The sequence below is a fragment of the Paenibacillus sp. 8b26 genome, from assembly GCF_050626875.1.
GTDB lineage: Bacteria > Bacillota > Bacilli > Paenibacillales > Paenibacillaceae > Paenibacillus.
On record NZ_CP192445.1, the window covers coordinates 3,106,297 to 3,132,166 of the forward strand.

The 25,870-nt window shown below is 44.4% G+C and carries 31 protein-coding genes, 1 tRNA gene and 1 riboswitch; of the genes, 14 read left to right on the forward strand and 18 right to left on the reverse strand.

Features of this window, described 5'->3' with window-relative positions; translation table 11 throughout:
• Window positions 1-48: 48 nt before the first annotated feature.
• The gene (locus tag ACQ4MX_RS14295) at window positions 49-495 is read right to left on the reverse strand and encodes a transporter (RefSeq protein WP_431085576.1); all 447 of its coding nucleotides are present in this window, start codon (window positions 493-495) and stop codon (window positions 49-51) included.
• A gap of 252 nt (window positions 496-747) precedes the next feature.
• On the opposite strand from ACQ4MX_RS14295, the gene ACQ4MX_RS14300 reads away from it, so the two are divergent.
• The 3 genes from ACQ4MX_RS14300 to ACQ4MX_RS14310 all read left to right on the forward strand — a co-directional run bounded on the left by ACQ4MX_RS14300 (window position 748) and on the right by ACQ4MX_RS14310 (window position 2,510).
• The gene (locus tag ACQ4MX_RS14300; RefSeq protein WP_431085577.1) at window positions 748-1,155 is read left to right on the forward strand and encodes a VOC family protein; all 408 of its coding nucleotides are present in this window, start codon (window positions 748-750) and stop codon (window positions 1,153-1,155) included.
• Window positions 1,156-1,236: 81 nt separating this feature from the next.
• The gene (locus ACQ4MX_RS14305; protein ID WP_431091337.1) at window positions 1,237-1,311 is read left to right on the forward strand and encodes a putative holin-like toxin; all 75 of its coding nucleotides are present in this window, start codon (window positions 1,237-1,239) and stop codon (window positions 1,309-1,311) included.
• Window positions 1,312-1,661: 350 nt separating this feature from the next.
• The gene (locus ACQ4MX_RS14310) at window positions 1,662-2,510 is read left to right on the forward strand and encodes a pentapeptide repeat-containing protein (protein WP_431085578.1); all 849 of its coding nucleotides are present in this window, start codon (window positions 1,662-1,664) and stop codon (window positions 2,508-2,510) included.
• A gap of 77 nt (window positions 2,511-2,587) precedes the next feature.
• Here the strand turns inward: ACQ4MX_RS14310 and ACQ4MX_RS14315 are convergent, their stop codons facing one another.
• Window positions 2,588-3,451, reverse strand: coding sequence for an NAD(P)-dependent oxidoreductase (locus ACQ4MX_RS14315; RefSeq protein ID WP_044646849.1), 864 nt, complete (start codon window positions 3,449-3,451; stop codon window positions 2,588-2,590).
• Between the two features lie 28 nt (window positions 3,452-3,479).
• On the reverse strand, window positions 3,480-3,797 hold the full coding sequence (locus tag ACQ4MX_RS14320; RefSeq protein ID WP_431085579.1) for a hypothetical protein: 318 nt from the start codon (window positions 3,795-3,797) through the stop codon (window positions 3,480-3,482).
• Window positions 3,798-3,984: 187 nt separating this feature from the next.
• On the opposite strand from ACQ4MX_RS14320, the gene ACQ4MX_RS14325 reads away from it, so the two are divergent.
• The gene (locus ACQ4MX_RS14325; protein ID WP_431085580.1) at window positions 3,985-4,926 is read left to right on the forward strand and encodes a helix-turn-helix transcriptional regulator; all 942 of its coding nucleotides are present in this window, start codon (window positions 3,985-3,987) and stop codon (window positions 4,924-4,926) included.
• Window positions 4,927-5,089: 163 nt separating this feature from the next.
• On the opposite strand, the gene ACQ4MX_RS14330 is transcribed toward ACQ4MX_RS14325, so the two are convergent.
• Together ACQ4MX_RS14330 and ACQ4MX_RS14335 are read right to left on the reverse strand one after the other, a co-directional pair.
• On the reverse strand, window positions 5,090-5,596 hold the full coding sequence (locus ACQ4MX_RS14330; RefSeq protein WP_431085581.1) for a PTS sugar transporter subunit IIA: 507 nt from the start codon (window positions 5,594-5,596) through the stop codon (window positions 5,090-5,092).
• 271 nt (window positions 5,597-5,867) lie between these two features.
• A complete protein-coding gene (locus ACQ4MX_RS14335; protein ID WP_431091338.1) occupies window positions 5,868-5,933 on the reverse strand; it encodes a helix-turn-helix domain-containing protein in 66 nt (21 codons plus the stop codon).
• 173 nt (window positions 5,934-6,106) lie between these two features.
• Here ACQ4MX_RS14335 and ACQ4MX_RS14340 point away from each other — a divergent pair, with 173 nt between their 5' ends.
• Window positions 6,107-6,856 carry an MBL fold metallo-hydrolase gene (locus tag ACQ4MX_RS14340; protein ID WP_431085582.1) on the forward strand — a complete coding sequence of 250 codons (750 nt, stop codon included), beginning with the start codon at window positions 6,107-6,109 and terminating at the stop codon, window positions 6,854-6,856.
• A 234-nt stretch (window positions 6,857-7,090) separates the two neighbouring features.
• Here the strand turns inward: ACQ4MX_RS14340 and ACQ4MX_RS14345 are convergent, their stop codons facing one another.
• Window positions 7,091-7,303: a helix-turn-helix domain-containing protein gene (locus ACQ4MX_RS14345; protein WP_431085583.1), complete on the reverse strand. Its 213-nt coding sequence runs from the start codon at window positions 7,301-7,303 to the stop codon at window positions 7,091-7,093.
• Window positions 7,304-7,458: 155 nt separating this feature from the next.
• Here ACQ4MX_RS14345 and ACQ4MX_RS14350 point away from each other — a divergent pair, with 155 nt between their 5' ends.
• Window positions 7,459-7,746: a hypothetical protein gene (locus tag ACQ4MX_RS14350; protein WP_431085584.1), complete on the forward strand. Its 288-nt coding sequence runs from the start codon at window positions 7,459-7,461 to the stop codon at window positions 7,744-7,746.
• A 412-nt stretch (window positions 7,747-8,158) separates the two neighbouring features.
• Here the strand turns inward: ACQ4MX_RS14350 and ACQ4MX_RS14355 are convergent, their stop codons facing one another.
• The 3 genes from ACQ4MX_RS14355 to ACQ4MX_RS14365 form a co-directional block, all read right to left on the reverse strand.
• Window positions 8,159-9,193, reverse strand: a complete 1,035-nt coding sequence (locus tag ACQ4MX_RS14355) for an IS630 family transposase (RefSeq protein ID WP_431085585.1) — start codon at window positions 9,191-9,193, stop codon at window positions 8,159-8,161.
• Window positions 9,194-9,277: 84 nt separating this feature from the next.
• Window positions 9,278-10,531 (reverse strand): RNA-binding domain-containing protein, encoded by a 1,254-nt coding sequence (locus ACQ4MX_RS14360; RefSeq protein ID WP_431085586.1) that lies wholly within the window; start codon window positions 10,529-10,531, stop codon window positions 9,278-9,280.
• A gap of 415 nt (window positions 10,532-10,946) precedes the next feature.
• Entirely contained in the window at window positions 10,947-11,453 is a 507-nt protein-coding gene (locus ACQ4MX_RS14365) for a YwhD family protein (protein WP_431085587.1), read from the reverse strand.
• A 124-nt stretch (window positions 11,454-11,577) separates the two neighbouring features.
• On the opposite strand from ACQ4MX_RS14365, the gene ACQ4MX_RS14370 reads away from it, so the two are divergent.
• The 4 genes from ACQ4MX_RS14370 to ACQ4MX_RS14385 all read left to right on the forward strand — a co-directional run bounded on the left by ACQ4MX_RS14370 (window position 11,578) and on the right by ACQ4MX_RS14385 (window position 16,170).
• The gene (locus ACQ4MX_RS14370; protein ID WP_431085588.1) at window positions 11,578-13,590 is read left to right on the forward strand and encodes a M1 family metallopeptidase; all 2,013 of its coding nucleotides are present in this window, start codon (window positions 11,578-11,580) and stop codon (window positions 13,588-13,590) included.
• A gap of 11 nt (window positions 13,591-13,601) precedes the next feature.
• Window positions 13,602-14,429 (forward strand): hypothetical protein, encoded by an 828-nt coding sequence (locus ACQ4MX_RS14375; RefSeq protein WP_431085589.1) that lies wholly within the window; start codon window positions 13,602-13,604, stop codon window positions 14,427-14,429.
• Between the two features lie 285 nt (window positions 14,430-14,714).
• Window positions 14,715-14,852: riboswitch (cyclic di-AMP (ydaO/yuaA leader) on the forward strand.
• A 5-nt stretch (window positions 14,853-14,857) separates the two neighbouring features.
• Window positions 14,858-15,358 carry a C40 family peptidase gene (locus ACQ4MX_RS14380; RefSeq protein ID WP_431085590.1) on the forward strand — a complete coding sequence of 167 codons (501 nt, stop codon included), beginning with the start codon at window positions 14,858-14,860 and terminating at the stop codon, window positions 15,356-15,358.
• Between the two features lie 305 nt (window positions 15,359-15,663).
• A complete protein-coding gene (locus tag ACQ4MX_RS14385; protein WP_431085591.1) occupies window positions 15,664-16,170 on the forward strand; it encodes a GNAT family N-acetyltransferase in 507 nt (168 codons plus the stop codon).
• A 75-nt stretch (window positions 16,171-16,245) separates the two neighbouring features.
• On the opposite strand, the gene ACQ4MX_RS14390 is transcribed toward ACQ4MX_RS14385, so the two are convergent.
• Window positions 16,246-16,545 carry a 4a-hydroxytetrahydrobiopterin dehydratase gene (locus tag ACQ4MX_RS14390; RefSeq protein WP_007428083.1) on the reverse strand — a complete coding sequence of 100 codons (300 nt, stop codon included), beginning with the start codon at window positions 16,543-16,545 and terminating at the stop codon, window positions 16,246-16,248.
• A 119-nt stretch (window positions 16,546-16,664) separates the two neighbouring features.
• A complete protein-coding gene (locus ACQ4MX_RS14395; RefSeq protein ID WP_431091339.1) occupies window positions 16,665-16,958 on the reverse strand; it encodes a hypothetical protein in 294 nt (97 codons plus the stop codon).
• Between the two features lie 187 nt (window positions 16,959-17,145).
• On the opposite strand from ACQ4MX_RS14395, the gene motA reads away from it, so the two are divergent.
• Window positions 17,146-17,940, forward strand: a complete 795-nt coding sequence (gene motA / locus ACQ4MX_RS14400; protein WP_431085592.1) for a flagellar motor stator protein MotA — start codon at window positions 17,146-17,148, stop codon at window positions 17,938-17,940.
• Window positions 17,933-18,760, forward strand: a complete 828-nt coding sequence (motB, locus tag ACQ4MX_RS14405; RefSeq protein WP_044646837.1) for a flagellar motor protein MotB — start codon at window positions 17,933-17,935, stop codon at window positions 18,758-18,760. The genes motA and motB overlap by 8 nt, the downstream gene beginning before the upstream one ends.
• Before the next feature lie 134 nt (window positions 18,761-18,894).
• Here the strand turns inward: motB and rluF are convergent, their stop codons facing one another.
• Together rluF and ACQ4MX_RS14415 are read right to left on the reverse strand one after the other, a co-directional pair.
• The gene (gene rluF, locus ACQ4MX_RS14410; protein WP_149096309.1) at window positions 18,895-19,596 is read right to left on the reverse strand and encodes a 23S rRNA pseudouridine(2604) synthase RluF; all 702 of its coding nucleotides are present in this window, start codon (window positions 19,594-19,596) and stop codon (window positions 18,895-18,897) included.
• 24 nt (window positions 19,597-19,620) lie between these two features.
• Complete coding sequence (locus ACQ4MX_RS14415; protein ID WP_431085593.1) at window positions 19,621-21,924, reverse strand: PAS domain S-box protein; 2,304 nt, start codon at window positions 21,922-21,924, stop codon at window positions 19,621-19,623.
• Window positions 21,925-22,252: 328 nt separating this feature from the next.
• Here ACQ4MX_RS14415 and tadA point away from each other — a divergent pair, with 328 nt between their 5' ends.
• A complete protein-coding gene (gene tadA / locus ACQ4MX_RS14420; protein ID WP_431085594.1) occupies window positions 22,253-22,753 on the forward strand; it encodes a tRNA adenosine(34) deaminase TadA in 501 nt (166 codons plus the stop codon).
• 93 nt (window positions 22,754-22,846) lie between these two features.
• Complete coding sequence (locus ACQ4MX_RS14425) at window positions 22,847-23,446, forward strand: GNAT family N-acetyltransferase (RefSeq protein ID WP_431085595.1); 600 nt, start codon at window positions 22,847-22,849, stop codon at window positions 23,444-23,446.
• 90 nt (window positions 23,447-23,536) lie between these two features.
• On the opposite strand, the gene ACQ4MX_RS14430 is transcribed toward ACQ4MX_RS14425, so the two are convergent.
• The 5 genes from ACQ4MX_RS14430 to ACQ4MX_RS14450 form a co-directional block, all read right to left on the reverse strand.
• Window positions 23,537-24,613 (reverse strand): hypothetical protein, encoded by a 1,077-nt coding sequence (locus ACQ4MX_RS14430; RefSeq protein WP_431085596.1) that lies wholly within the window; start codon window positions 24,611-24,613, stop codon window positions 23,537-23,539.
• Window positions 24,614-24,813: 200 nt separating this feature from the next.
• Window positions 24,814-24,969, reverse strand: coding sequence for a small acid-soluble spore protein P (locus ACQ4MX_RS14435; RefSeq protein ID WP_134911701.1), 156 nt, complete (start codon window positions 24,967-24,969; stop codon window positions 24,814-24,816).
• Window positions 24,970-25,041: 72 nt separating this feature from the next.
• Window positions 25,042-25,212: a hypothetical protein gene (locus tag ACQ4MX_RS14440; RefSeq protein ID WP_187644973.1), complete on the reverse strand. Its 171-nt coding sequence runs from the start codon at window positions 25,210-25,212 to the stop codon at window positions 25,042-25,044.
• A 27-nt stretch (window positions 25,213-25,239) separates the two neighbouring features.
• Window positions 25,240-25,581, reverse strand: a complete 342-nt coding sequence (locus ACQ4MX_RS14445; protein WP_149096306.1) for a hypothetical protein — start codon at window positions 25,579-25,581, stop codon at window positions 25,240-25,242.
• A gap of 143 nt (window positions 25,582-25,724) precedes the next feature.
• Window positions 25,725-25,813 (reverse strand) — tRNA-Ser (locus ACQ4MX_RS14450).
• Window positions 25,814-25,870: the final 57 nt, after the last annotated feature.

The window sequence follows — 25,870 nt, forward strand, 5'->3', positions numbered from 1 at the left end:
CTCCCTCAGTCTTTTTGTTTTCTTTTTACATCAACCGCGACATCATGCTTACCAATAGCAGCTAAACGACTCAATGCGGTTGGTGTCTATCCCAAAATATGTCCAGAAACGGCCGTTCCACCGGAATCCCGCCACTGATGTTCTGCCTACAAAGACCGGATACAGCCAGAAGCGCTCTCCATTCGTCAGCCATATAAACGTGTTGCGGAACAAGCAGCCGGAAATGGCTCCGGGATCAATAGCATAGGCCGAGACCAGCGGCTTCGGTGGTGTAAATTGCGGTGGTGGAGCAGTCGGCGCCTGAACGCCTTGTGGTCCTCCTTGCGGACCGAATGATCCCGGCGGCGGCGAAAACGACCCTTGCCCTGTTGACGGGCCAAAAGGCCCCTGTGTTGTACCAGGAAATTGTGGACTCGAAGGGCCTGTTCCTGGCGGCATGGATGGACCCGGAAACCCCGTTTGCGGTCCGAAAGGACCCTGTGGCATTAAAGACATTCGGTTCACTCCTTGTGTTCTAGGCTGATGTATCCTATGCGGGACATCAGCCCGTGGACTGGGCGAATCCCCATATTGTCATTGCATTTTGCTATTTCGTCCTTTTACATCAAAAATTCTTATATCCTGACCCATTAACTCCCTGTACGAGAGTATGATTTTCTTCATGACGTGCTTCTTTTATCGTTGAATATTTCCATTAAAAAAGAGGGAAGATGTTAATATCTAACATCAGTCCAAGGAGTTGACCTTATGCAAGATTCCAGTCCAAAAATTACAACATTTTTCATGTTCTCCGGTCAAGCGGAAGAAGCCATGCAATTTTATACCTCCGTTTTTGAGCCGTCCAACATCGTTAGCGTATTCTATCAAGAGGATGGAAGCGTGTTACATGCTGTATTCGCTCTAAAAGGTCAAACCTTCATGGCTATTGACCAGAACCATCAGGACAAGCACCCTTTTACTCCGGCTCTATCGCTGTTCGTCACCTGTGACTCGGAAGAAGAAATTCACCGCGTGTTTGATCAGCTATCGCAGGAAGGACAAGTTCTAATGTCGCTCGAAACCTCGCCCGTAAGCCAGCTATTTGGCTGGGTTCAAGATAAGTACGGAATTTCATGGCAATTAAATTTGGCAAAAGGGCAACCTACGATGTCCTAATATCCCGATTGCAAAATAACCCGACTAAGATAACTTTGATCTCAGCCGGGTTATTTATTGTTGAAGTGTATTCATGATCACATGCTGACCTTTACCTTGATGATCATGTTTGGCATGTTTATTCTGACATTTCTTACCTACATGAAAAAGAAGTAGACCGCCCCCAACCAAGGTATCAGTCTACCATTCGACCCTACTGCCGTACACAATTAGAATTATTATACGCTAATCTCCTAGAATCAAAAACAGACTACATAGAATTATCTACTTCATGCGATCAATACTTTCAACAAATTCGCGATTCCGTTCCAAACAAATTACAGCATGTTATATTGAATAAAAAACATACTGGTCAATTCCTGTCTGTTTACAATAAGCGAGACAACACCAAACTTTTACGGTTATCTTTTTCTTCCTAAATACGAACGGGTATAATCAAAACAATATCCATCTTTTTTTGATTATAATATTAAATTTTATATTTGTTAGTTGAAGGATGTGTGAAATTGTCTAATAAATTAAGCAATAACAATATTCAAAAAAATTTTAGTGCAGATTGTGAAAAATGTTTTGGTTTATGCTGTGTAGCTTTACCTTATGCAAAATCTGCTGATTTTGCTTTTAACAAGGATGGAGGGACTCCTTGTCAAAACTTGCAAGCGGATTATCGTTGTGGTATTCATAAGAACCTAAGAAATAACGGCTTGCGAGGCTGTACTGTATATGATTGCTTTGGGGCAGGTCAAAAGATTTCTCAAGTTATGTACAACGGAAAAAGTTGGCGAGACAACCCGGCAATAGCTAAGGAAATGTTCAATGTATTTCCCATCATGCAACAGCTTTACGAAATGCTTTATTACTTAAATGAAGCCCTTAGCTTAGAAGAAACTCAACCCATCTATACAGACTTACAAAAAGCTATGGCGAAAACCGAGCAACTTACGGATCAAACTCCAAAATCCCTCATAGATCTTCATGTACCAACCCATAGGGCACTTGTTAATGATTTACTTTTACAAACAAGTGAGTTAGTGCGTGAAAAAGTTAAGAAAAACATGGAACACAGTAAATATAGTAAAAAAATTAAGCAAAGAGACCTTATCGGTGCAAATTTAAGAGGGGCTAATCTTAGAGGTGCCAATTTGAGAGGAGTTTTACTTATTGCTGCTGACCTCCGAGAAGCTGATATGAGAATGACCGACCTTATCGGTGCAGATTTCAGAGACGCTGATTTAAGTGGAGCTAATCTCGAAGGAAGTATTTTTCTTACACAAGCACAATTAAATTCGGCTAAAGGCAATTGTAAAACCAAATTACCCCCTTCTCTAAGCATTCCAGACCATTGGTTAAATTAGAGTTTATACAAAAGGCAATAGACCGCTACCTATGATAGTGGTCTATTGTTGAACCTAACTCCCGACTGTTCGTGATCCTAACGCATCACCTTGATTAGAGCACACACTTCCTCTTCACCGTACCCTGCATCCAAAGCCTTTTTAAAGAGACCTTGGGCAAATACGGGGAATTCATTATTCATCCCTGCTTCACGAGCCTGTTCCATGAGAAGATCCACGGTAACCATACTCATATTCACAGAACTCTGTGGCTTATCGTAAGCTCCGCTCTGAATTAACTCACTCTCATACTTTATTACCCCGCCAATAACGGGAGATATCTGGGCAATCATCGCCCCAAAGGTATCCACACGAAGATCATCTGATTCAAGAATACGTGCAGCGTGGAAAAAACCGAGATACGAACCAAATAGATACGAAAGAAATGCTAAGTCAGTCGTAGAAGCTGCGCTAACCTGCCCTCCCAAGTACAATACATTTCCAGCCAAGCTTTTAAGTAGCGGCTCACACTTCTGAAATGCAGCAGGAGAACCGGATGAAAAAATCGTAGCTTCTGGCTGTCCCATCTGGGTAGGAGAAGCTACTATAGCTCCGTCTATATATTCAGCATGGTGCTTTTGAGTCCACGCTTCGTAATCTCGGGCCTGCTGTGGGCTTCCAGTGCTTAACTGGATGAGAATCCGTCCTGCCATATCCACTTTCACTTCGTCCGTGTCCAGAATATCATACGAAGCTGCATAATCAGATACACAGATAATGGACACTGCGCTCGCGCTTATTGCTGCTGCTGCATTAGGGGCCAAAACCGCGCCTGCCTTCACAATCAGTTCAGCCTTCTCACTTGTCCGATTCCATACCGTAACTCTATAACCACTTTGAAGTAACGATTGAGCGATTGCAACGCCCATAGAGCCCAAACCTATTACAGATACGCTGTTCATATTATTCACATTCTCCATTCTCTTTTCTTTACGTTTCCAGATTCACTGGAATCAGATGTAGTAAATGAATGTCTTTAGAATCAATCATAGAGGCAAACGTTTGGAAAGCAGACACAGATTTGAGCTTTTCCATCGCCGCCACTGCCATTTGCATATCAGACCAATATACAATGTCTGTCCATTGTGTTTCGTCAGAGGTATGTAGCAGTTGACGCTCTTTAAATCCCGGCAATTGGGTTTGTAGCACGCCACTCAATTCATTGGCAGCTTTACGAAAAGAGTCCTTATCCGTCCCCTCCTTTAACTTGAATAGTACTAACTCCATTACATATTTCTCATTCTTCATCTTAAAACTCTCCTCATCCTCTTCATTCAAAAAACATTATCACACCTTATATCACAGTCATTTAATGCGAAATAAGTTTGAATCACTATTATTCCAGCTGTGTGTACCTTGACTTCGAGGTTAAGCATACGTGATAATAGTGCCAACTACTGTCACTAATATTTATTTGCTTAAAAAGGAGCAAAACATGCACAAAGCACAACGGCTCGTTCAGCTCATCATGTTAGTAAATGAACGCAAAAAATTCACCATACAGGAGTTAGCCGACGAATGTGGCGTTTCACGTCGAACCATGATTCGTGATCTGATGGAGCTAAGTGAACTCGGAGTGCCTCTATATTCTCAGACAGGGCCTGGAGGTGGCTATCGTGTGCTGCGCGAGAAGGTCCTACCACCAATCAGTTTCACTGAGCATGAAACGATGGCATTGTTTTTTGCCTGCCAATCATTACGCAATTACAAATCCCTCCCCTTCACAAACGAAGTGGACATGGCCCTGCACAAGTTTTTTCATTATCTATCTAGTGAACTTAAGCAAAAAATTGAGCAAATGCAGCAACGGCTCATCTTCTGGATACCTCCACATGACATAGAAGTGCCTTTTTTGAGAGATTTACTGGAAGGTGCGCTGGAACAACGCGTCGTTACGATTGTTTACGAAGCAGCCACGCGTCGAGAAAGGATGATCCAGCCACTCGGTATTTATACAATGAACGGATTATGGTATTGCCAGGCTTATTGTTTTCTTGCAGAGGATTATCGAGTGTTTCGCATGGACCGAGTGAAAGATTTCTCTGATGAAGGGGACCAAAGTAAGCAAATCGATATGAACGAGGATCATATTGAGCAATGGGTTATGCGCATGGATGAAAGTGATATGCTGGAATTGGAAGTAGATTTAACACCCGAAGGTATAAGACGATGTCAGTCAGACTTGTGGTTAGCACCGTCCATCGAATTGCATGAAAATGGCTCAGGCACGATTCGTACAAAAATGAGTTCATCATTTACGACATGGGCGGTACATTTTTTTCTTGGGCTTGGTATGGAAGCAAACGTAAAGCAACCCCAAGTAGTACGTGAACAAATAAAAAATAAACTCCATGATCTGCTGAACCAATATGTTTAGCCAGAGCTTACAAGTTATATATACTTACTGCCCCGTCGAATGGTATTGCTCATAAAAAAGAAAAGACCAACCAGAAGTCCCGGTTAGCCTTATCCCAAACATTCTTCTGTTAGACCCTGTAAATTCATCCGATAATCCTGCATAACAGGTACTTAAATGCTGACTAGCCTTTCAAATGGACTCTTAACACAGGTGCATCTGGAGAAACAGACGAATTTTGCAATATTTCCACATGGCTGATCATCTCTTGCCCGTCTGGAATGATGACCGGAGTAATTAGAGACAATTCGGCCTGTTGGATAGAATCCATATCAAATTCCATCAATAATTGCCCTGCTTTAACGTTGTCTCCTGTTTGGACATAAGGGTTAAAGCCCTTTCCTTTGAGAGAGACCGTATTAATCCCGACATGTATCAAAACTTGTACACCGCATTCATGCTCAAGTATCAGGGCGTGCTTACTTTTCTCCATCACATGAACCACTTTGCCCGTAAAAGGAGCCGTAACCTTTCCTTCAGACGGATGAATAGCGATACCGTCCCCCATTGCCTTCGTAGAGAACGCAGGATCTGGAACCTCTTCAAGGGAAACAATTTGTCCTTTAATCGGTACTACAATGTCGAATTCTTCAACACGTGGAGTTGCTTTCTTTTTCAACCATTTAAACATTCTACTAACACCACCTTATTTACAGATTACATTCATAAACAGTGAATAAGACTTAACTTCCCTCATTATAGGAACCGGTTCCACAAAAGAGAAAATTAAAACCTAATTGGAACAGATTTCTACCTGAATTATAGTGAATGCCTTTCTATGATGTCAAGGCGCTATCAGTCAAATAATCACACAGTTCAACAACTTATTCCTACCCATAATTAAGAAGTACAAAACGCGATTTTTCCTGTCACATAAAGAAAAATCACGTTTTTGATTTGAATTATGATTTCGTTACTTTTATATGCTCCAACAAATCACCCGGCTGGCAATCCAACACGGTACATATCTATCAAATCTTGGATGGTTAGCTAAAAGATTTATATCACTGATATTGTCACACAAATTTAAAATATCACATATTTACTAATAATTATTTTTGTGTTATAATGTAGGTTTACAAATTTTGTTTTCATGATACGATCTCCCTTGGATTACATCAACTCTTTCTGGAGGGATTCGATGCATTTGGACAAGGGAATACACATGCTTCAGCTTTCTTCTACTATTATGGGAAAGACGGAGAGCATTTACCCCACTTTGATTTGGGACACAGATAACGTCATTCTAGTAGACACAGCTTACCCCGGGCAACTGCCACTTTTACAAGAGGCTATTTTAAAAATCGGATTTACAATCGATAAACTTACCTTGATATTAATTACACATCAAGATCTTGATCATATCGGCAGCTTACCAGATGTGATACAAGCTTGCTCATCCGCAATTCAAGTGCTTGCCGGCTCTATTGAAAAGCCCTACATACAGGGTGAAAAGCAACTTATAAAACTGACGCCCGAGGCGATAGCTCAAGCTGTAAACTCTATGCCTGAATCTGTTCCGTTAGAGTGGAAAAATGCATTTCAGCGTACGCTTGAAAATCCCCCAAGAGCTGTAGTCAATTCCATCATCGTTGCTGGAGAGGAATTGCCCTTCTGTGGAGGGATCGTGGCTATAGATACTCCTGGTCATACACCGGGACACCTAAGTTTTTACCATAAGCCAAGCCAAATCCTGATTGCAGGAGATGCTCTGCGCGTAGTAAGCGGCGAGTTACTGGCTCCAGACCCACAATACTGCTGTGATTTCAATATGGCGAAAGAATCTCTTAGAAATTTGTTAACATACGATATTAAAAAAGTGATTTGTTTTCACGGAGGGCTTTACGAAGATAATTGTAATCAGCGCATAGCTGAAGTATCTAAATCCTAGCTTTTGATTAACATGATCATTCTAGTATTTACCCACCTACGCGAAAAAAATGGACCGTCCCCAACAAGGAAACGGTCCATTTTTACAAGCTACTGCCGACTGCTCTTTAAGCAGTGGCTTTACACTGGAGTCGTGTAGACGCACGACTCCTTTACTATCTCTTACCTCTGTATAGCTCATTTTAAAACGTCAATACAGTTTTTCTCACCAATTTTGTCGCCCTTACGCTTATCTTTATTTGTCAGGTACATATTCTATTAAATCCGAAAGCTTGCAATCAAATGCATCACAAAGCTTGAATAAGGTTTCCAGCTTGGTTGTCTCTATATTTGTTTCGCGGTATAGCTTATTGATCGAATTACGACTCAAACCGGATAGACTCATCAACTCAGTGATATCATCAATCCGATGCTCCGCCATAAGCGTTCTGATATTACACTTTAGCACTTTATCTCCCCTCCCATATTTACTATATTCAATTTATATAAGATGGTTTTAAAAAATCATTCACTAACCTTCAAGAGTTAAAAAACAACTTTACAATTCCTTTAAAGGGTTTTATAATAACTCTATAAAGTTAATTCAAAGGAGTTATGTACATTATGCTCTATTCTTTAGACGTTTTAATTGAACCGCTTATCCGCACACGGTTAGAATTATTATACGCCAATCTTCTAGAATCAAAAACAGACTACATAGATTTATCTACTTCATGTGACCAATACTTCAAACAAATTCGTGAGTCCGTGCCCGACAATTTGCAGCACATCATATTTCTTTATGAAGATACACAAATTTCATTACAAGCCATTCTTGAGAATAGCATATACTTACAAGGTTTTAAAGATGCTCTCCAACTCCTTGATGAAGTAAATCACAATTTAAATTAGGATTGCGCCTTTTATATAATCAGTTGGGTATACATCGAAGTCGTGTTAGCGCACGGCTTCTTTTACTATTTGAATACAACTTGTTTTATATCGCAAATATAGAATCTTATTACTTATCTTATTTTACAGGCATATCCTTACATTCAAATAGCGACCCGACCGCAGATAGGAATTAACTGAGGACGGGTCACTAGTTTTGGTAGGTTAAGTAAAACATCTCTCGACCTAGAGTGTTAGTAAATAAAATTATTGCTCTATTAGTTTATATTTAAAATCAAAAGTTCTGGCCTTTTCATCCTCAGGCTCAATTATGTTTTGTTTCCTTAACTTTTGGAATGCCTTTTTAACTTTATTTACATCTTCTTCACCACTAATTTTGCGAACATCTTTATTATATAAACCGCAATTAAGATTATAACCTGACCAACAGGCGATCAATCGTTTCCAACGGCCGCTTATTGATTCGCTTCATAAACTGGCCGACATGAAGCTTAATCTTGTAGAACTTTTCAAAAAAGACGTTATTGACTACGTCGGATTTAAGCCACAGCCATAGTCCCTCGACCGGATTCAGGTTGGGACTATAGGGCGGTAGAAAGACCAAATGAAGGCGCGGATGTTCTTTCAGAAAAGGTTGTAACCCGGTGGCATGATGAATCCGGCTGTTGTCCAGAATGATAGCCATTGTTCCATTAGGGTACGCCGACAGAAGATCCTGGAGGAAGCGAATAAAAGCGTCCACATCGGCCTTTTCTTCTTCACGGTGATGCACCTGTCCGGTTTCATAGTTAATCGCGGCGAATAACTTGGCTCCTTCATGCTTCCCATACGTTGGTACTTTACGCTGCTTGCCGCGCGGAAACCAGTTATATTGCAGCGCCTGATAGGAACGAATCATCGATTCGTCTTCAAACAGCAGATGATCGATTTCTTCGGCTTCCACCTGCTTTTTAAGCTGGGCGAAGGTGTGCTTACGGAAAACCGCTTGGGTCTCCTCATCAGCTTTGGCCAGTGTATAGGTTGCTTTAGTGAAGCTGAAGTTCATGCGTCTAAGCATGGCGCTGATTCCGCGCACACTCATCGTAACGCCAAACTTTTGCTTGATCCATTCCGCTACGAGCGGTAGGGTCCAGGTATAGCGAGCTTCAAAGCCTACATCGGCTGGCTGTTGCTGCTCCAGCATAGCGGCTAATTGGATGCGTTGCTCTTCCGTAAGCTTAGGCGGTTGTCCAGGGGAGTGTCCTATTTCCAGTCCGGTAAGGCCCTGCTCTTGGTAGCTCTGCCAATAGATACTGACGGTTTGACGCATGCGACCGAGTAGATCACCGATCTCCGAAAACGTGTGTCCTTCCAGACGAAGACGAACGGCCAGGTATCTTTCGTAAAGTCGTTTATCGGCTGTTTCTTTCATGGCTTTATTCAGTTGCTCGATTTCTTCGCTCTTCATTTTTATCGCCACCTTGGGTTTGATCTTTCTATTCATTACCCGATTAGGCGATGGGTGTGATGCTGTTGGTTTCTTAATTGCGGTTTATATAGTAATAAATACACCAGGATTACCTTTCAGGTAGTCAACAATAATGTCTTCAAGTGTAGCCAATTTTTGATGTTTAATTGTCACTAATAAGGCATTGTCTAATTCTTTAAATTCAGGAGCGACTAATCCAATTTTTCTCAGTTCATTCCTAGCAGTATCCAGTCCTTCACCTATATCATGATTTAAAGGATCGGGCAAATTATGCAACATTCTTACCACGTTTGGATTTCTAGAATATCTTTCATCATAGATATTATCGACTGTCATAAATCCCGGTAATTTACCCGGACTTTGAATTTCAATTCTGTTGTCATAAATTCTAATGTGTATATCATCATTTAAGCTGTAATCTCTATGAATTACAGCATTAACTACTATTTCTTTAATAGCCTCTGTTGGGTATACAAGTTTTTCAAGCTTACCAGCAACATAGTAACTAGAATCAGTTAAAATTTCACCAATTCTTTCTAAAGCCTCATAAACCTGCTGCTCTAAGGGGCCTTTAATTGTTTCTGGCCTTCCATCCAGTTGCTCCCTTCTGTACTCTGCTCCCGAAGTTCTAAGTCTGTACACTTTTATTGCACATCTATTATCAAGGGTAGCTTGAGGCTCTTCATCAAATAGTAAAACACCGCCTGCATTTGGATAAAACTTATCCTCTTTTTTAGAAAGAAGCCTCTGCTTTCTAAGAAATGATTTGCGAGGCAAACCTGAATCTATTCTGGACATATAGTCAATGAGGTAAGAACTATCTTCAATATCCTCGACCTCAATATAATCAATTGGTTGCTTCTCATAAGAAAAAGCACCCTTAGTATAACTAAGGGATGTAATTCGCTCCCCTTTTATCTCCTTTTTTCTGGCATTGACACGAATAAAGCATTTACCTTGAGCTGTGTAATGTACTTTAGGACTCTTTGGGATTGAAATATGTAATACTAGACCTTCAGAATCAAAATCTATAAATTCCATTAAAACATTCTCCACAGAAGGATTTGTTTCTTCTAACAAAGTATGGATAATATCATTAGCATCTTCCTGCTTTTCAAAGCCAACAACTCTTTCTCCTTCTACCTTCATATCTTCTATACCAATATACAAGTCACCTCCATCTGTATTTGCAAAAGAAACAAAGGCTTCTTGTAAATTAGATGGTTTTATTCTAGAGCTCTTTAAATCATTGAAATGGTCCTCCTTTAAAGTAAGTAATTTTCTTTTCTCACCTTTTTCAAAAGCTCTTGTATTCATAAAAAATCCTCCTTGAAAACTTATTTTTTATGTGTATTAGCTAACCTTATATATACCATTTATTTCGTTCTAATTTCAAATAACTTTTTATTAACAACATTTATTTCATTTTATCTTAATTATAAAAGACGTACATCCAACTCCCAATTAAGGTGTTTTCAAGATACACAAGCTCTCATCTATTCCCAATAAAAAAAGCAGCCAACAAAGCGAGGCCACTGAAAAAGTCCCCATTGTTGAGAGTAAGAGAATATCCAAAGAAAAACGAGCCTCTAGAATCGCTTCTAAGGCTCGTTTCGCGTTCAGGGAGACATATTTGTACCCCTAGAATCTTTGTATTTTCGGAAATCAACAGTTTTTCAGTGGCCTCAACAAAGCTGCTGCTTTTTTTATATTAACTACGCTATATTCACTATTACCCTTCCAGCGCCTGCTTCAATTTCTCAGGCGAAGCGTCCCACCATTCCTCGTTATGGGAAATCAGCAGGCTTTTGAGTGCTGCTTTGTCCTCACTGCCGAGATCCTCCAGCATGAAACGACGCTTGAGCGCGTAATCCATACGGTTGACGTGATCGGCGAGGATTTTCCAGCCGCGTTTGGCTTTGTTGTCAATCAGCATCTCACAGGCAGTCGCGCCGCCGTACATACGTCCTTCGGGCGTGCGATCCACGGCTACCCATACCAGCCATACCTGGCGTCCGTTCGGTACATCCTCTTTATTCGTAGAGAACTTGATTCCACGTTCTACTTTACTTTTAGCATGCATGGCACCGACATCAATTTTTGCCTCGCCGTGGTCAATGATGACCGGGGACATGCTGTTCAGGTCGATTGAACCTGCGCCGAAGCCCTTATGTTTACTCTTGCCACTGACAATGTTCAGTGCAATCTGTTTTTTGCCGTCCGGCTGATTTTCGCTCATGCGTCACTAGGCCTCCATTTTCCGTCTTGACATTCATTCTACACTATAAATATTTTAACTAATAATCTCCCGAAAGCAAACATATACATGCTGTAGATGCTTGTCAACGGGAGGTATCCATTGTATGACCCCAGCACGCACCAAAATCGTTTTATTGTCTACACTAGCCCTCGGTCTCCTCGCAGGGACGTTATGGTTTGCCTGGCAGCCTGAATCTAAGTCCGATCCGCAATCCTTGGGCAAACCGTCGTACGATTCCCAGTCGGAGTCTGCGCTTGCGCCAAACATGGGCAAGCCCCTGGGGGCAAACATCCTGCCTGACGTGCCCCAAAGTCCTCCACAGCTCGCTTCGGAAATTCTCAGCAAGCGTGCGGTGGAATACCACATTGACGTGTCCCTGGAAGAAGGACAGGTTTTGCGGGGCACCGAGACGCTTACATGGAAGCATCCGGGCACCAAAACCGTGAATGATCTGTATCTGCACCTGTACCCCAATGCCTTCTCTTCCATGGAAACCACCTTCATGAAGGAATCCGGGGGCAAGCTGCGCGGCGACACCATGCCCAAGAACGGCTTTGGCTCCATGACACTAACTGAACTTAAAACGGAAGACGGTTTATCCCTCCTGCACCGGACTCAATACGTACAGCCGGATGACGGTAACGTGAACGACCGCTCGCTCATGAAGGTACGTCTCCCCAAGCCGGTCCGAGGCGGTGAAAGCATTACATTATATATGAAGTTTGAGGTAAAGCTACCCGCCATCTTCGCACGTATGGGCGCAACAGATGATTTTGTCATGGCAGGTCAGTGGTTTCCCAAACTCAGCGTCTACGAAACCGCAGGACAGCGCGGACGCGCCGAGGAAGGCTGGAATCTGCATCAGTATCATGGAAACTCCGAGTTTTACGCAGATTTCGGAATTTACAGTGTGCGGATTAGAGTGCCTGAAACACACATCGTGGCTGCAACCGGATTTCCCACCCGTGGAGCCGTCCGGCAAAATGGACAAAAAATATATCAATTCTATGCCGATGACGTGCACGACTTTGCATGGGCCGCTTCACCGAATTTTGTAGCCGCAGAAGAGCCATTTTCTTCTGCCGAGGTGCCGGGTGTCAAAATCAAGCTGTATCTCGACCCATCGCACAAGGAGCTCAAGGGACGCTATATGAGCGCAGCCAAGGCCGCCCTTTCCTATTACAGCAAGTGGTACGGGCCTTATCCATACTCGACCCTGTCCATCGTTGTACCACCCAAAGCAGGCAGCGGCGCGGGTGGCATGGAGTATCCCACACTCATTACGGCTGCAGCGGCGGATAATCCGAATCCCGGCTATAGTCTGGAGCGGACGGTCGTTCATGAGATTGGGCATCAATATTTCTATGGAATGGTGGCAAACAACGAATTCGAGGAACCATGGCTGGATGAAGGCTTTACCTCTTATGCAGAGGAACGACTCATGGAGCAGGAATATGGGCTCATCCCTAACTTTCCGTTACAGTCTGGACAGGTATCATCCCCTCAGCCGTTAAACCGTGAGTCTTGGAAGTACGGCTCGGCTGCTAAATATGCACAAAATGCCTATTCTCGGGGCAAGCTGGTGCTGCGTGGCATTGAACGACAGGTCGGCGCGAAAAAAATGGATCGCATTATGCGTACCTACGTCCAGACCTACCGATTCAAGCATCCATCCTCGCAGAATTTTCAGCGTATCGTCGAAAGAGTCACCGGACGTTCGTGGAGCCACTATTTTGAACAATATGTATACGACGGCCAGATGGCGGATTTTTCAGTGGATCGCATTACGAACCGCAAGCTGGCCAACGGATACGAAGCAACCATTACACTCAGCAAAAAAGGGGCGGATTATCCCAAGGTCCCTGTTCAATTTACCTTCAAGGACGGCACAACGATATTCAAGGCATGGGACGGAACGGGCAAAAGCACCACCTATCGACTAAAAAGTGCATCTCCGGTCTCCCATGTGATTGTTGATCCGCTGTACACGATTGCGCTGGAGAACAAGCATATCAACAACAGCCTGAAGGCCGAACTGAACGAAAAAACCCAGACCCGTTGGAGCATAAGTGTTACCAAGCTGCTGGAGACACTGCTTGGAAGTCTGTCATGGTGAGGTGTCTATAGATGCGTACTGTTATAAAAGAAGGCTGGGCGCTTGTGCGCATACAATTTTATATTGTCATCATTCTATTTCTGTATCGACTGCTATGGGGCGTTTTTCTCTATCGGCTGGTACAATCCGCCGTTACTCCCCTGCTGCTGCGCTACCCCGATCAGGGTCAAAATGAACTGGGACAGACGTTGTTTTGGATGGAGAGCCAGATTGCCCTGACGGACAACCGAGAGGTTCATATGTATCTGTGGATACTACTGGGGGCAACGGTGCTGCGTACACTGATTACCCCCTTCATCCGGGCGGGAATATACCAAAGTCTGCACACCCATGCGACCGAGCCACAGAGTCTGTCCTTTTTCCGCGGAATGAAACGTCATGGCTTGTCATCGCTGATCTATTACGTCATCGAGCTTGGACTCCTGCTGCTCCCTGCTTTCTGGATGGCTCCTAAGCTCTACCCTATCGTGGCAGGGGCGCTGCAATCTCCCGCCTATCTCCTACATGTGCTGCCCTATGCCATCGGTTGGATTGCTTATGGCTGGTTCATCCGCCAGTGCATCCTGTACATGCAGCTAGGCACCGTAGGTGGTCACGCCATACTATCGTCGCTGCTTGCCTTCTTTCGGCAAATCCTCCCGGCTATCGGTATTTCGCTTCTGCTCGGTGCAGGTGTACTGCTCGTCCTTGGTCTATTCGGCACGATGGCGATAATTTGGACTGGTATGCTGGCACTCATTCTCCAGCAAACGTATCATTTTGTTACCAGTCTGGTCAGGCTATGGCACATCAGTTCACAGTACCGACTATGGCATACCGATATCTCCGGCAGAGGTTGAACCTTCACTCCGTTCCTCCCGAACAATTTCTGGCTGTCCAAAGTCAACTATCCATCTCCATTCATATCCAGGCAAACGGCACATAACTGAATACTCTTAACAAAATCTGTTCCCGCGATAAAGGGAGCAGATTTTTTTGTAACTTTTTGCGATGAAACATTTGCCAAAGCCAGCCGACTTTGTTACAATAATCGCAGTGAACTGATAGTAACAACTTTGTAATCTTTATTGTAACCTTTACCTTAAAAACATCGTTATCGTGAATACTGCTCTCCAAGGTGCACATCTTAAGTTAAGCCTAATTCCTGGCACCTGGGAAGCGGGGGAACCAGTTTGGGTGAATTGATCTCGCAACAGAGTGGTCATAGGGGAACCTTCTACCGAATCCTTAAGCTAACCTCGCAGGCATTGGAAGGGGTATATTTTTTTTGAAGAAGAAGCTAACGATCGCAGCCATGGGTCTCGCCATTGCCTTTACATCTTTTACATTCGGTGGAGGAAGTGCATTTGCAGACTCTAAGATGGACCAGGTCATCCAAGATGCCAAAGGAACGAACTACAGAAGCGGAGGCACTACACTCGACGGGTTCGATTGCTCCGGCTTCACAATGTATGTATATCACAAACTGGGAATTAATCTGCCCCATCAATCCGGATCACAATTCAAAATGGGATCTTCCGTATCCCGCGACGAAATGAGACCTGGTGACTTGGTGTTCTTCAACACCACAGGAAGAGGCATTTCCCATGTAGGTATCTTCGTAGGTGAAGGGAAATTTGCCCACTCCTCATCTTCACGTGGTGTAGTTGTTAGCTCACTGAACGAAAACTATTACGCTAACCGCTATGTCGGTGCAAAAAGAATTATGAGCACAGACGCTTACCACGCTGTAGCTTCTGAAACTCCTGATGACGACAACGTAGAATAACTAACGAACAGCAAGCTAACCCTGAGCCGCAATTTGATTCTGGCCGGAATCGAATTGCGGTTTTTTATGTCCACAACATCAGAAACGTTATCGTTACTGACGAACTGACACCTCAAAAGGTTTCAGATTTTGCGAACATCGTCGGTTTTACCGTCACGGCTGGGGGAGCATATGAGCAGTAAAGCCTTCTTATTGAATGTATACCCGACTTGGGTACGAAATAAACACCGCTTGCCAATCCCCTGCAACTTGTCTACAATCTGTTGTTAATGGTTTAAGTACTTGTAAAAGGAGGATGGGAAGACATGCCGGCCTCAATATCTAACTACCGGATCGTACCGATGGACGAGCAGCAGGCGGCTGCGATATGTGAGTGGCGCTATGATCCACCCTACAACATATACGGCTGGCTACCTTGGGAACAAATGAAGGCACTTGAAGTCGAATTTGGAAGCCCCACGCTTCGCCAAGAGCAATATGTTGCTGTGCTGGATGACGAGAACACGCTAACCGGATTTGCTCAATATTTCCCGATGATTGGAGTGACCCGGCTGGGTCTGGGAATGCACCCCCAATTATGTGGACATGGCAGAGGCACCGATTTTGTCCGTGCCATTGCTGAGGAAGCCAGACGACGCAACCCGGAGAATGAAATTGATCTGGAGGTACTGACCTGGAATGGGCGCGCCATTCGGGCTTACAAGGCAGCCGGATTTGAGATTACGGATACCTATGAACGTCAGACCCCTGATGGCAAAAAGCCGTTTCATTGTATGGTATATCATCCTGACCCCCAGCCTCGTGTTCAATGATAAAAGCGCCTTCGGCATACAACGGCATTGTTGTATATCGAAGGCGCTTTTATCATATGGCAGACCATGATCAGCTCAATGACTGCTACGCATTTTCTCAAAAGCTTCATTATATTGTTGGGCTTCCTTAATATCTACGGCCATAATGCCACCGTCATCCCAGGAGGTTAAGCGCAGGGTCACGGTCTTATAATCAATCGTAATAAATGGATGATGATTAAATGCTTCCGATATAGCAGCAACTTCATCCACGAATGCAATCCCTTTCATAAAACTGGAAAAATTATATTTGCGGACAATCCAGCGTCCTTCCTCCAGTTCCCAGCCCTCCAACTTCTCCAGATGTGCTTCAATCTCTTCTTGTGTAAAAGGCATGTTACGACTCCTCCCCGTTTATACGGAAGCCTTTCAGCCGCTTGAATGCGACCAAAACTACGATATAGTGGTGTCCATATTACCACGGCCCCGTTGATAAATCCATAAGACGGACCTGTTCAAATCAAAGGTACCGACGTTAGCTCCTCATCCCCAATGAGCACATAGATACGGTGCTGCTCCGGTTCATAGATGACAACGCCGCTGCCCACAGCGATAACGGGCTCTGTACCCAGCGCATAAAACAGGTCTTCAGCCAGCGCTTCACTGACTTCCTGACGCCCTGCCGGGTCCAGCCTGTCCCAATCTTCTGCTTCCATTTCGAAAAATTCATAGCTATCCGGAATGTGTCCCACAGCCTCTGTCAAATCGTTCAAAATTTGTTCATACTCCCGTCCGTGCTTCACTCCCATGCCATTTCCTCCAATTCTTCCACCATTCATTAGATAATCACCTTATTATACCGGAAATTCGTACTTAACAAAAAAGAGAGTTTTGTCGATAAATACTATAATCCGTCTTGTAATGACGTGCCTGGGGCAAGGACGACCCCGGCGGCATGAAAGGATTCAAAATCTATTCTCATGGATGAGGTGTATCATGCAAATTTCAACCATTATCGGACTTGTACTCGGGATTATGTCATTGGTCGTCGGGATGATTCTCAAAGGCGCGCCAGTGATCAACTTGGTCAACAATCCCGCTGCTTACATGATTATTTTTGTCGGAACAGCAGCAAGTATTTTTATGGCCTTTCCGATGGAAGAAATCAAACGGATTCCGAAGCTGTTCAAGGTTATTTTCACGGAACAAAAGCTTTTGGACCGTAAAGAGCTCATCGGCACATTTACCGAATGGGCATCCATTACCCGTCGCGAAGGCCTGTTAGCGCTGGAATCCAAGGTAGAGGAGATCGACGATCCCTTTATGCGTGGCGGTATGCGTATGATTATTGATGGTAATGATCAGGAATTCGTACGTGACGTTCTGATGGAGGACATTAATGCTACTGAAGATCGACACCGCTCCGGCGCGCTGATTTTCTCTCAGGCTGGTATGTACGCTCCAACGCTTGGGGTACTCGGTGCCGTCGTAGGTCTGATTGCCGCTCTGGCCGATCTTAGTGACATGGCCAAGCTGTCTCATGCCATCGCGGCAGCCTTTATTGCGACGTTGCTTGGTATTTTTACAGGTTATGTCCTGTGGCATCCAATGTCCAATAAGCTGAAACGGTTATCCAAAAAAGAAGTGGAGCTTAAATTGATGATGGTCGAAGGCCTGCTCTCAATTCAATCAGGTATATCCACCATTGCGATCAGCCAGAAGCTGACGATATTCCTGACTCCAACCGAACGGGCTACCCTGACCAAGAAGGATGGGGATTCCGGTGAGTAAAAAAAGACATGAACCGCACGAGGAGCATGCCGACGAAAGCTGGCTGTTGCCATATTCCGACTTGATGACCCTTCTGCTAGCTCTTTTCATCGTCTTATTCGGGATGAGTGCGATCGACGCCAAAAAATTTGAAACTATGGCTCAATCCATGAGTGCGGCTTTTAGTGGCGGCACTGGCATACTGGATCACTCTGCCGCCAATCCATCGTCACAATCCGCAGATATGGGCAAAAATAAAGAACAGGTAACACAACCTATAAAGTCTAAAGCCACTTCTACGGCTGAACTGCAAAAGCAACTCGCCCAGCGGGAAGAAGAAGATTTGAAAAAGCTCAAAAAGCAGATGGATCAGTATATTGAAAATAATGGTCTGACTCCGCTGCTCAATACGAAGCTGAACCAATCCCAGCTCATGATCACCATTAGCGATAACGCCTTGTTTTCATCGGGTCAGGCTGAGGTAAAACCGGAAGCACGAAAGCTGGCCAAGTCCATCTCCAGCATGCTCCAGCAATTTCCCGGATATGATGTCATCGTATCAGGCCATACAGATAATGTGCCGATTTCCAATAGTCAGTTTCCGTCCAACTTTGATTTGAGTGCCAAAAGATCTCTGAATTTCCTGCGCATTTTGCTGCTCAATCCGCAGCTTGATCCAACCAAATTTGTATCCATCGGTTATGGTGAGTATCGTCCACTAGCAAGCAATCAGGATGGTCAAGGACGCTCCAAAAACCGCCGTGTCGAAATTTCCGTACTACGTAAATATCAGAACGGCACACAAGTTATCAGTCCTACCTCAAGCTCGAATGAAGGTTGATTATGTATATGTTATATAGACAAAGGCACCGCCGCATTTTTTATGCAGCTGGTGCCTTTTCATTGTGCTATTCCACTCTGCCTCTTGTCCTATCCATTGCTCTGCCATCTAACAGCCATGAGAAGCCCTCAGGCTTAGCTGAGTGTATAATTCAGCATCTCACCTAGTTCCTGCTTCTCCGTCTCTGTCAGGTCACGCCAGGCGCCTCTCTGAAGCGACCCCAAACGAATATTCATAATCCGCAGACGTTGCAGCTTCTTCACTTCATAGCCAAAGGCAGCACACATGCGCCGGATCTGACGGTTTTTCCCTTCCGTCAAGATGATGCGGAATACGTACTCAGATACACGCGTCACTTCGCAGGGGAGCGTCAGCTGACCGAGTATTTTTACACCTGTGGACATCCCCTGCACGAAAGATGGTGTGACGGGTCGATCCACCGTTACGATATACTCCTTCTCATGCTTGCCTTCCGCCCGTAAAATCTTATTCACAATGTCTCCATCATTCGTAAGTAAAATGAGGCCTTCCGAATCTTTATCCAGACGTCCGATGGGAAAAATCCGTTGCGGATGCCCCACAAAGTCGACAACATTCCCTCGAATGTGGCTTTCTGTCGTGCTTGTAATCCCCACCGGCTTGTTCAATGCAATATATACGTGACCGGACTTTTCACGGAGTGGCTTGCCGTTCACACGGACGTCGTCGCCCTCCTCCGCCTGACTGCCCAGCACCGCCACCTCGCCGTTAATCGTCACGCGGCCGCTCTCTACCAGCTTGTCCGCCTCCCGGCGCGAGCAAAAACCGGTTTCGCTGATAAACTTGTTAATGCGCAACCTGTGTACCCTCCATTTCTACTGTCACGCTTCCTTCTGCTGCCCATCCAATGGCTCAGGCTCGGCAGTTGGAAGCTGCACAAGGGCTGTTGTTCCTTCTCCCTCTATGCTATCAATATCCAGTGTGCCTTTATGACTCTGTATAATACGCTGGCTGACCATAAGTCCGAGTCCTGTACCTGTTTCCTTGTTTGTGAAAAAAGGTTCCCCCAGCTTGGACAGCATTTCTGCCGGAATACCCGTCCCTTGGTCCCGTATGAAGATTTTAACGCTTTCTCCCTCCAAGAACAAATGAATCGTTATCGTACCACCCTTGCTCATGGCCTCCATACTATTTTTAAGCAAATTAATGAATACCTGTTTTAACTGATTTTCTTCGGCGTATACGAGGGCAGGCTCCTCCGTTACCTGTAGATTGAACACAATGCCTAGCAGATGCGCCTGACTATCAAGCAAGGAAATGACGTCACTTACAATATAACGCACATCTTTTTTCTGAAAATGTACAGCCTGCGGCTTTGCCAATATTAAAAATTCGCTGACGATCAGATTAATACGATCCAGCTCGGACAGCATAATATCATTATGCTTCAGATTCAGCACTTTATTTTGCTGCTGTAACTGGAGGAATCCGCGCAGCGTGGTCAGCGGATTACGAATTTCGTGCGCAACTCCTGCCGCCAGTTGCCCTACCGTCGTCAGTTTCTCCGATCTGCGCAGCAATTCCTCCATCCGGTTGCGGCCTGTAATGTCGCGCGAGACGCTGATGAATCCCAGGATCTCGCCTTCTTCATCCAGAATGGGCGACATGCTCATACTAATCTCTACCGTACTTCCATCCTTGCGCATTCGAATGGACTCAATAGATACCATACTCTCTCCCTGAAGCAATCTTTCCTTCTGAAATTCGTACTCTTCCTCTTGCTGTGGCGGTACGAACTGGAGTTTACGTCCGACCAACTCTTTTTTGGTCCAGCCGTACAGGGCTTCAAAAGCATGATTGACCCGGATGATACGCTCATCCTGATCGGTCACATGAATCGCATCAGCGGTCTGATTAATAACAGACTCCAGATGTTCTTTTACAGAACGGTTCTCCTCATACATCTGTTCGAGTCTCCGTGTATACATCCCGAGATTGTAGGCCATCGCATTGATGCGTTCACCAAGCTGAGCAAGCTCATGACCACCCTTAATCTGTAGTCGTGTGTCAAAATGGCCGTCAGCCATCTCGTTCACTTTTCCCAATATCGACTGAATTGGGCGGACAAACAAACTTGCTAGCACATAGCTGCCAATGATCACAACCTCCAGTAAGACAATAGAGATGGCAATCAGACTGATTAATTGCTTATAAATAACGGAAGAGATCGTATCATAATTCATAACAATACGAATGACATAGGCGTCACGGTTAGCCGGATAAAATGGTATGTAACTGACGAGGACCCGTTCGCCTTTAATATAGCAATCTTGTACAATACTCTCCCCGGAGAACATGGCCTTGGAAACAGCCAAACGATCCTCCTGTACCCTCGCTAGTTGATAAGTGCCGAATCGGATAGGTTTATTGTACATGTAATAATATTTTCGGTCGTTTCCATGGTTGTCCATCGTAGAGCCACCGAAGGTTGTAGGGTTAATTCCCGTTATCTCCATGATGCGGTAATCCACTTGTTGGGTTTGCTTTACGATTTCATCGGGGTTGAGGATCGGTATAAAATTTTGCACTTCACTGTCCTGAAAGGAGATTCGGATCATGTAGTTACGCTTTTGGTCATAATAAAATCCCCATTTGTTAATATGGGTGGCATCTGAGCCTGTATAGTCAAATGCTCCAGTCCAAAAATGATCCAGATTTTGACCATGTACCATTCCAGCCTGTCCATGCTCATATAATTGATCAACTGCATTTTTCCAATAGCCTGTCAATGGATCGCCCGACAAGATCTCTTTCGGATTGGACGATTTGGCAACTTTGTACCCCTTCCCATCACGCACCATCAGGGAAATATCAATATCCCCGCTGCGCTTGGTCAGCTGTTCGAGTTGTTCCTGCGTAACATGATCGATATCAGGATCAAGCTGGCTGGCAGCCAGCATGGCAGATAGCCACAACTTATATCCAAGCTGCTTGTCGACGGCCACCCAGCTTTGCTGAGTTTGTTCAATGGCTCCTCCAATAATCTTGGCCGTCAGAACCATTTTCGTTTCGCTGTCACTTCTTAAATTTTCGTGGGTCGTGTAATAGTTGAGTGCAATATTTAACAAAAGGATAAACAGAACGGACCCCGACAAAATGATCGTAATTTTGATTTTTATCGACACACTGATTTCTCACCTCTTGCCGTATGCTGGCGATTACTGGCAATTGCTAATTCAATGATACCGTAATAGCGCCTGTGATACCAGCATTTACATTTCCCGGATAAACATAAATACACACAGCTTGTATACAGTTGTCAATATGCGAACGTTTGCCTACAATATAATAAGATAATCATCCACAAGTCGTCCACAAATACACAGCTTTTATTATAAACTGTGGATAAACCTGTGGACAAGTGTCGTGTTATCCACAAAATTATTCACATCATGTTAACAACGGAATATTTGTTCGTTGGATAATTCGCATTTGAAAGGGGCATTTTTACCAGTGACCACAATAGATCACGCTTATTGGATGAAAGAAGCTATTCAAGAAGCGTTTAAGGCAGAAGCGTTGGGTGAAGTGCCCATCGGAGCTGTCATCGTAAAAGATAATGAAATCATAGGACGCGGCTACAACTTGCGCGAGACGGACGCTGACCCGACAGCACATGCCGAAATGGTCGCCATTCGTCAGGCCAGCGAGCATCTGGGAGCCTGGCGCCTGCTGGATTGCAGGCTGTATGTCACTCTGGAGCCGTGTCCCATGTGCGCCGGAGCGATTGTACAATCACGGGTTCCCTATTTGATCTATGGCACCACCGATCCGAAGGCAGGCTGTGCGGGTACGCTGATGAATTTACTACAGGAGCCTCGATTCAATCATTGCACTGAGGTGATCAGCGGCGTTCTTCAAGAGGAATGCGCCTCGCTGCTGACAGATTTTTTCCGTCAGCTCCGGCAAAAAAGGACCGCTGCCAAGTTGTCTTCCCCACCATCTTCATCCTGAGGATGGGTAGTTAGGATCGCTTACTTATACACAACCGTAATGCAGCCGTTATTGACGTCTCATTGCTAATTTCCCATGGAAGGAGATCAGCCCATGCCTATGAGCTTGTATAATACGCCTCAAGGTATCTTGTTACGGCCATTTAGCCTGGCGGATAGTGAAGCTCTACTTGCCCTCAGGCTTACAAATAGGGAGTCCCATGCGCCGTACGAGCCACTTCACGGCGATTCATTTTTCACGCTGGAAGAACAGGAGGAGTATATCCGTCAGAAATTAAGTCAAGCAGAGGAGGATCGGGGATATTCGTTCGGTATCTTTCTCTTGGAGGACGAGCGTCTGATCGGCTATGTCTCCATTTCTAATCTTGTGCGCGGCATGGGACAATTCGCCGATATCGGCTACATGATGGATCAGCATGAACAAGGCAAAGGGCATATGACCGCAGCTTTGAAGCTGGCCATACAATTTGCCTTCCGCGCCCTATCGCTTCACCGTCTACAAGCCGGAACCCTGCTGCATAATGAGCGCTCACAGCGTGTACTGCAAAAGTGCGGCTTTCAGCCTGAAGGTATTGCCCGCAAGCTGGTACAAATTCAAGGGACATGGCAGGATCATCGGATGTTCGGGCTTTTAGCCGAGGATCACGTGTGGCAGACCTGGACAGGTACACCATCTGCTCAGAGCCATATATGACAAAAAAACCGCCTGGCTCTAAGCCAAGCGGTTTTTCTCGCATTACATCATATTATGGATAATGCCTTTACAATCGCGTCTTTCCTTTATTTAAGGAGCAACAGTTTGCATTTTTTGTTGAAATTGTTCGATCGTCAGGACTTGGTCCCCTGTTGGAATACCCACTTTAAATGTTGCTTTTTCATTGATTTTGCTGTATTGCGTGTAGCCAGTTACAGACAATTTTACGTTATCTTTTGTGGTCGGATCATTCATTTCTACGTTCGCATTCAGATCTTGATACACAGGAATATCATCCTTGTTCAAGGCTGTGTTAATGTCGAACTGTTTCACCGTCAAATAGTTTTTCAACTCATCCAGCTTTTTTCTGAAATCGCTGGTGTTGGTTTCCACCGCAAGTTTTGCTGCGGTGAGATCTTCTTTTTTCAATTGGAACAAGCTGATGTACTCATCTTTTGACATCACATCAATCGCTTTAGGGATTGCCTTAGTAACAAAAGTATCGACAGCTGGCTTCACGTTGTCATTTGTCACTTTAAATTGTACTACTTGTTTAGCTTTAATGCCTTGTGGCAATTTAGCATCCTTAGGATCAATATCAAAGAAGTACGTAGCTTGATCATACTCACCCAAAATAGCAGCAATTACTTCATTCGCAAATTTCTGCGATTTTTCCTGATCCATTGATGCAGGGTTAAATTCTTGTCCGGACTGTTTAGCCAGCTCCTGCGGATCAATAATCAGGAATTTGCCTACAACTTCCTGTGGAAGCGGGTAAAATGGAATGTTCGGAATTTTAACGTACAATTTATCCTTGGTCATAACCATTGGAATCGTGAAGCTGGTGGAAAGGTCACCTTTCAAATGAATGCCCAGCGTCATTTCAGATTGTAAAGGTTCTTTTTGGTATACACCATCCAGCGTAATGTCCGCATTTTTCAGCATGCTCGTCACCATTGCACTTTGCTCGCTTGGGACGGAAGCAGACGTAATCGTCAAATCCTTAACCGTGAATTGGCTTTTGGATTCATAAGAAGTCAGTTTCATTGCATTAGCGGTACCGTTCGTAACAGCTTCCTTCGGTTCTAACTTCTTGCTACAACCTACTAGGGCTACCGTCAAAAGCAACACCATAGTGAGTACCAAGACGGATAACTTTTTACTCATTGTGTAGATTCTCTCCTCTCATAATTAACCCCTTTTTATAATGCTAACAAAAAAATACACACCCCCCTATTTTACCGCATACTCACAGGCAATGAAACACTTATTGGAAAATTTTCTTACAATAAGCACAAAGACACCCCGGCTCTTTAACCAGGGTGTCCTGTACTTTACCATAATTTTTAGGCAAAAAGTCTAACTGCTTATGATCCTTCTCTGTTGTGGTGGTCTACGTGATTCCGCTGCTTCACCTTTTTGGAACCAGACAATGGCTCCTGCTGATGATTGCGCTCACGCTTTTCATTTCCTCCACCGGCGTCCTGTGCCTCGGGAACAGGAATGGCTTTAGGCTTGCTCATTTATGCATCCTCCGTTCTCAGACTATATTTTGATACATCGGCAAAATCCGTTTATTACCATTTAAAATAGGACTATAGATGGTGCAGGTCTTCCGTTTTATCATGGTTAAGTGCATCCTGATGACGGCGGTCATTACGGTCCTGCTGTACTTGTTGTGCCTGATGACTGTTAACCGGACGCTGCTCCAAGTCATCCACAATGTTAGACAGGTTTTTATCCAGTCCGTTTTTGGCTTTTGTCATGTAGCTTCCCCCCTCATACCTTCATGACTACGAATGTGTCAATGACTGTAACGTCTGAGCACACTGATGAATATGCCGAGTATAGTCGGACACCAGCTGTTGAATGATATCTGTTCGTTCATCCACAGACTGTCCGTCCCGTTCTACATCGACCAAGCTAACCTTCACTTCCCGAGAATCTACATAAGTACATGCAAAATCAAAGGAGTACATTTGTCTGCCCTCTACCTCGATATGGATGCGTATAGTGCGGTTGTCTGCTTCATCTGCTTGTACGTGTGATTTATCCCCTGAATTCAAAAGTCTCGCCAGTTGTTCCTGCCAGGCTTCTACTAGCTTTTGCTGATCTACTGTCATTTCTCGATTCATGCCAGCACCTCCACATCTGATAACGTGTGAAAAAAACAGGCTTTTTATACAACAAAAAAGCCATTCTTTACGATCTCTAATCATCAGCGCGTAAAGGCCAATGTATCAGCTATCGTATCGAATGGCTTGGTTCATTTATAATATGGCGGAGAGGATGGGATTCGAACCCATGTGAGCTTGCACTCTAACGGTTTTCAAGACCGCCCCGTTATGACCGCTTCGGTACCTCTCCAGGTGGTAATTGGATAAAGTTGCTTCCCATTTAAAATAATCTCGGGCGCAACAAAAT